General features: G+C 40.9%; 7 protein-coding genes. 4 read left to right on the plus strand and 3 right to left on the minus strand.

Going from position 1 to position 5,909, the window contains the following annotated elements; all coding sequences use genetic code 11:
- Positions 1–251 precede the first annotated feature (251 nt).
- Complete coding sequence (locus ACZW67_RS14010; protein ID WP_465183763.1) at positions 252–947, minus strand: DNA glycosylase; 696 nt, start codon at positions 945–947, stop codon at positions 252–254.
- A 435-nt stretch (positions 948–1,382) separates the two neighbouring features.
- Between ACZW67_RS14010 and upp the strand changes: the two genes are divergently transcribed.
- The 4 genes from upp (at position 1,383) to ACZW67_RS14030 (ending at position 4,964) form a co-directional block, all read left to right on the plus strand.
- On the plus strand, positions 1,383–2,039 hold the full coding sequence (gene upp, locus ACZW67_RS14015; RefSeq protein WP_110923541.1) for a uracil phosphoribosyltransferase: 657 nt from the start codon (positions 1,383–1,385) through the stop codon (positions 2,037–2,039).
- Between the two features lie 95 nt (positions 2,040–2,134).
- Positions 2,135–2,887, plus strand: coding sequence for an SDR family NAD(P)-dependent oxidoreductase (locus ACZW67_RS14020; protein WP_465183764.1), 753 nt, complete (start codon positions 2,135–2,137; stop codon positions 2,885–2,887).
- Between the two features lie 179 nt (positions 2,888–3,066).
- Positions 3,067–3,966: an ABC transporter substrate-binding protein gene (locus ACZW67_RS14025; protein ID WP_465183765.1), complete on the plus strand. Its 900-nt coding sequence runs from the start codon at positions 3,067–3,069 to the stop codon at positions 3,964–3,966.
- Positions 3,967–4,013: 47 nt separating this feature from the next.
- The gene (locus ACZW67_RS14030; RefSeq protein ID WP_465183766.1) at positions 4,014–4,964 is read left to right on the plus strand and encodes an alpha/beta fold hydrolase; all 951 of its coding nucleotides are present in this window, start codon (positions 4,014–4,016) and stop codon (positions 4,962–4,964) included.
- A gap of 84 nt (positions 4,965–5,048) precedes the next feature.
- On the opposite strand, the gene ACZW67_RS14035 is transcribed toward ACZW67_RS14030, so the two are convergent.
- Positions 5,049–5,279 (minus strand): DUF1653 domain-containing protein, encoded by a 231-nt coding sequence (locus ACZW67_RS14035; RefSeq protein ID WP_465183767.1) that lies wholly within the window; start codon positions 5,277–5,279, stop codon positions 5,049–5,051.
- 12 nt (positions 5,280–5,291) lie between these two features.
- Positions 5,292–5,909, minus strand: a 618-nt coding sequence (locus ACZW67_RS14040; RefSeq protein WP_465183768.1) for a TIR domain-containing protein, incomplete at its 5' end; no start/stop codon positions are given.

Below are 5,909 nucleotides of genomic sequence, written 5' to 3' on the forward strand. Positions count from 1 at the left end.
ATTATATAGAGTTCTCACACCGTGTCAACTGCTTTGCTAAAGGTTTTTTAACTAATTTGACAGCATATTTAATAACTGATTATTTTCAATGGGTTGAGATAAATTTAGCTACTTAAAACTTTAGATACTGCTGTTGAAACTCTTATGATTTCTTACTTCTTTAGAAAAGCACTTCTACTTTAGCAATGATATATGATTGAAATCTCCCTAATATAACAATACTGCTATATCACTCTCTTCTATATAACTGTTTATAACTTACCCATTTTTTCAAAAAACGCTTTATAAGCAGCAACTTTTTTATCTAGTGATAAAGGATATGCCCGTGAAGTCGAGGGTAGCCTATGTAAGGTTAGATTGTTCACATCAGCTTTGCTATCTGCGCTTTGCCATTCGTAAGGATAATCCATACTTTGATTGGTCTTAGGATACTTGGACTTAGTAGGTGGCTCGCTTAATAAATTGAGTAATACCTCTGTCGCTTTGCCACCTGTGGTAAACAACGTTTTAACTTTTGGCACTTGTAGCAAGATATCATCTAAATCAACAGGCGTTACTACCGTTAAGTTCTTGTCAGACGCATTACCCGTCTCACGAATGGCTTGCTTTACCGTCGGACAAGAAGCGATACCCCGGTCAAACATAAAGGCGCGAATACGTTCAGGATCAAAGCATTTGTCATCCCCTACTCTGAAATAATCTGCATCATCAAAAAATACGCGACCATAGATACGCCACATATCATTATAAAAATTGGGATAATGGAAATTCATTGCCCATTTATCGCTAGTCGGTGGAAACGTTCCCATCATCATAACAGTGGCATTGGGCGGCAACACAGGCGGAAATGGATGTGTTTCTATTTCGGCGACGTGTGTTTCGGATAATGTTGAGTTGCTATCGGTCTTATTAGTATTTTTATGTGCATGAAATGGGTATGTAGTCATAAGATTCTTCATCAGAAAAGCGGTTTTTTTGGTATCATAGCAGGCCTAAGCCTTACTTCACTTATTATAGTGCTGAGATAGTGAAATATAGTCCGCTTAAGAGGTCAATGGCTTAAATATATAGAATGATGCAGTGTTTGATTCGAATAATTGTGGCTTTCATTATAGTTGCTTGAATCATGATGGCTTCAATTGCTTTGGATCTAATTATTGTGACCCTAAATGTAGGTTATGAATAAAAGCACTGTAAATTAATTAAGGTTAAGACCCTTATATAAGCATTGAATGTATTCAGTTGGCTTTACTAGTAATATATTAAGCTTACTATTTGTGTGCCAAAAATACGGTTAAAGTGAAGTAAGTGTTTGTATCTTTTATACTAATAGCAACCGCAGTGACTGCGCAAGCATCAGCCCCAAAATCAAGAGAGATTCTATGAGCGACCTAAATAGCGGTTTAAAAATTACGGTAATCGATCATCCACTAGTCCGTCATAAGCTTAGCCTTATGCGTGAAAAAGATTGTAGTACTTATAAGTTCCGTACATTGACCAAAGAGCTTGCGCGCTTGATGGCATATGAAGCAAGCCGTGACTTCGAAATTGAAACATTCCCAATGGCAGGATGGTGTGGCGAAATCACTGGTGAGCAAATCATCGGTAAGACAGCAACGATTGTACCAATTTTACGTGCAGGTATTGGCATGTTGGACGGGGTGCTCGACTTGATTCCTACTGCAAAAATCTCTGTTGTGGGCTTGCAACGTGACGAAGAAACCTTACAGCCTGTACCATTCTTTGAAAAATTCGTCAGCCATATGGACAAACGCCCAGCACTTATCATCGATCCGATGCTAGCAACAGGCGGCTCTATGGTTGCGACTATTGATATGCTGAAGAAAAACGGCTGTACTAATATTAAAGCACTCGTATTAGTGGCTGCGCCTGAAGGCGTACGTGTGGTCAATGAAGCACATCCTGATGTGACTATTTATACTGCCGCATTGGATAGCCATTTGGATGAGCACGGCTATATCATTCCAGGTCTTGGTGATGCTGGTGATAAGATATTTGGTAAGCAACTAAATCAGTAACCTTTAAACTAAGGTATTCGGTCATCTTAGCAAGGCATTCGGTTATCTTAGATAGTCATGACAAAAGCATACAGTATCAATGATAAGGATATAACATGAACGTATTGATTACAGGCGCGAGCGCAGGTTTTGGTAAAGCATTGGCTGAACGTTTGGTGGCAAAAGGCCATCGCGTGATTGGCTGTGCTAGACGCCTTGATAAGTTACAAGCTTTGGCCACAGAATTGGGCGAGACATTTTTACCTGTGGTCATGGATGTCAGCGATACAGCTTCTATTCCACAAATCATTGCTGATTTGCCTGATGATTTTAAGCAAATCGATGTCTTGGTGAACAATGCAGGATTGGCGCTGGGCGCTGGGCCAGCACAAGAGTCCAATCTAGATGACTGGATGCGCATGACCGATACCAATATCAAAGGGTTGATGGCGCTGACCCATGCTGTCTTGCCAGCGATGGTCGCTCGCGATAGCGGCTATATCATTAATGTCGGTTCGATTGCTGGTAGCTGGCCGTACTTTGGTGGCAACGTCTATGGTGCAACTAAAGCATTTGTAAAACAGTTCAGTCTAAACTTGCGAGCTGACTTACTTGGCACGCAAGTACGCGTGACCAATCTTGAGCCAGGTAACGTCGCGGGCACTGAGTTTTCAAACGTGCGCTACCACGGTGATGACGACAAAGCTGCCAAGGTTTATGACGGCTTCAAAACCATGACTGGTGACGATGTTGGCGATATTTTATTATGGTTGATTGAGTCGCCTGCACATATCAACGTGAACCGCTTAGAAGTGATGCCAGTTGCGCAGACCTATAATGGCTTAACCATTGCAAAAAACAATGGCTAGTCAATATTAATAGTTAACATCACTACCATCAGGCCGCCATGCAATATCTTATTTTGATACTGTATTGCGGCCTGATTTTTTTCAGCCATTTTTACCGTTATTTTATGCTATGGTCAACGCTGTCACTTTTAATGTGACCTACCTGTGACTTACTTCTGTTAATGATATAAGGATATGTTATGCCAAACACTGCACTCACTCTGACGCTAGAATGGTTTTTAAATCCAGATCACCTACCTTTTATTGCGGGCATTCATACTGGTGCTTATCTGGATGCAGGGCTTGATATTAATATGGTAGAGCCAACTGAACATTACGATGGCTTTGCAGAATTAGAAGCAGGCAATATTGATTTACACGTGAACGAACCGATTCACCTATTCGAGCACTATTTTGAAGACTTAAAAGCGTTGGGCTGTTTTTTTGTGACAGACGGTGGCGTACTTATCAAACAAAGCAGTCTTGATAAATTGCATCAAAACCAACCGATTCGTATTACAACGCCTGCAGCCAACCCTATTACCAATAAAATTGGCTTTGAGATTTTAAGTCGTTATGCCAAGAAAAATGGTTTCGTGTTAGACGCTGCTAATGTTAGTTTTGTAGAGACTGACTTTCAACATTTAGAAAACCTGCAAAAGGGTGATGAAGCAGGCGAATTTGATGGCGCATGGTTATGCTTTTATAACTTTGAAGGTATTGAGGCCAATCATGCAGGGCTTGACTATACCTTTATTGATCAGCATTTATCACCATATCCCAATTTTTCAGCATTGGAGCTAATGACCACCCACAGTATTTGGGAAGAAAAGTCAGAAGCGTTGACACAGTTTGTAGCTGTCAGTACAGCAATGGCGCAGTTGTGTATCGACAATCCCGAACAAGCACGCACGATTTATTACGCCTATACAGGTGAGACACCATCTGTATTGATGGATGACATTATCAACGACACTTTGAAGCGCTTGATAGCGCCTATTCAACCAGATGCTGAACGTTGGACTGCCCTACGTGAGATGCTATCAGCATTAGATATTGCTAACATTAGTGATGCCCACTATGCCAAACTTTGGCAGTAGTATAGTCAAATCCATATAAATCCCACATGTTCAAAGCGACATTTAAAATGGCATTCAAAATACCTGAGCAATATCAATTGCAAACTACTCATGTGACGGCGACTGACGGTACACTGATACCGATGTCTGTGATTGGTAAAGGTCAGCCCGTGCTGCTATTGCATGCTTTTGGTATGGACGCGCGGCAGTTTCTGCCGTTTATATTATCGCTGACCCAAAATTATTGCTTTTATTTGCCGCATTTTCGTGGTTTTGGCTTAGCCAGTGATTTGGCATTACCAACGTTTGACTTTATTGAACAATATGCAGAAGACACTCAGCAAGTAGTACAGCATATTCGTCAACAAACAACCGTAGACGCATTGCCTATTGCTGCGATATCAATGGGTGCATTGGTCATGTGGGCATACTTTAAGCGTTTTGGTCATGACAGTGTCAGTCGCTATCTGAATATTGACCAAGCGCCTCTTATTCATAATCAGCCCGACTGGCAAGATGGCGGCGTCTTTGGCACACGTCAGACAGAATTATTTGCTCAGTTTACGCGGTTAATTTCTCACGCTGAGCCATATATGCACGTTGATGATTTTCGTCATCTACCCTATCGATTAAAAGCAGGTTTGTTGGATATAGAGCGCTCATTTTCACTGCTCTCTGTCAGTACCAAGCCTTCACAAGTATTGACGAAAACCTTGAGCTATCGAGCACCGCACAAAATCTCATTGATGAAACACGCAACTTGGCAGCACAAATTGCGCTGTCTTTCGGCTTATGTTGCGCTGCCCTACGATTATCGTGATGTGTTGCCAACGGTAGCGACGCCAACCACTTTATTGATTGGTGGACGCTCGCAGTTGTATGATCCAAAGCGGCAACAGCAGTTGCTTGAGTTACTGCCCAACGCCACTGCAACCGTATTACCAAAATCTGGTCATGCGGTGCCGATGGATGCGCCTGTGGCTTTTTATAATGTGTTAAAGCGTTTTTTGGCTAGCTAGATTTTAATAGAAATAAAAAAGCGACTTTAAAAGTCGCTTTTTTATTTGTTTATTGAGCCATTCACGTTATCTAAAAAACTAATGCTAGTCAGCTAAGTCTTTAATCAATTCAAAGCGTGGCACTTGCTTGCCTTCTATTGTAACCGTTTCAGCAAACATGGCTAATGGACGAACCCACACGCCGTATTCACCATACAGGCAGCGATAAACCACTAGCGACTCTTCAGTTTCTGAATGCTGTGCGGTATGCAACACTTGATACAAGCTGCCTTTATAATGGCGGTAGATGCCTTGCTGAACTGTCTGGTCTGTCATTGTCACTTCCAATTAGTCAATTTTATTCATATCAACATCGTAGCCAGAGTTTTTCATTTCTCTAGCAATGCTATATTTCCAAGATCCACCTGTATCCATAGATTTATAGACCACGCCTGATATATCATTTGGAATTTCAACATCACCTTTCACAAGTGCCACTACGTTTGCTCGACCAATCTTACCAATTAAGAGTCCATGTTCAAAAATTACGTTTTGCCTTGCTCGTGGTTTCAGTTCTTCTGGCTTAGATTTAATAACTCCGCCAATGTCACATTCGGTATAAAGAACAATAGCAAAACCTACATCTGTATGTTTTTCTAACTTTTCTATGATGGTATCGCCAGAGTCTACTTGTTCATGAAGAATCTTGGCTTCAAAACCAATCTTTTCAATAAACCTTGCTACTTCATTTTTAGCGCCATCATCATGACCATGAACAATAAAGACTTTTGTTTTATCTTGATCATTATTCTGAATCAGCATATTTCCACCTCGATAACCTTCAGAAATCTCTAGCTGGTATATTAAGGTGTTAATTAAACCAAGAAGCTTGTTTTTACCGTTATTCCACATTTTTTCAATAGCTTTCTCATCTCCTCCAGAATTAAAACCCCTAAAGTAAAAATT

The organism is Psychrobacter sp. TPE 89C, assembly GCF_055522395.1.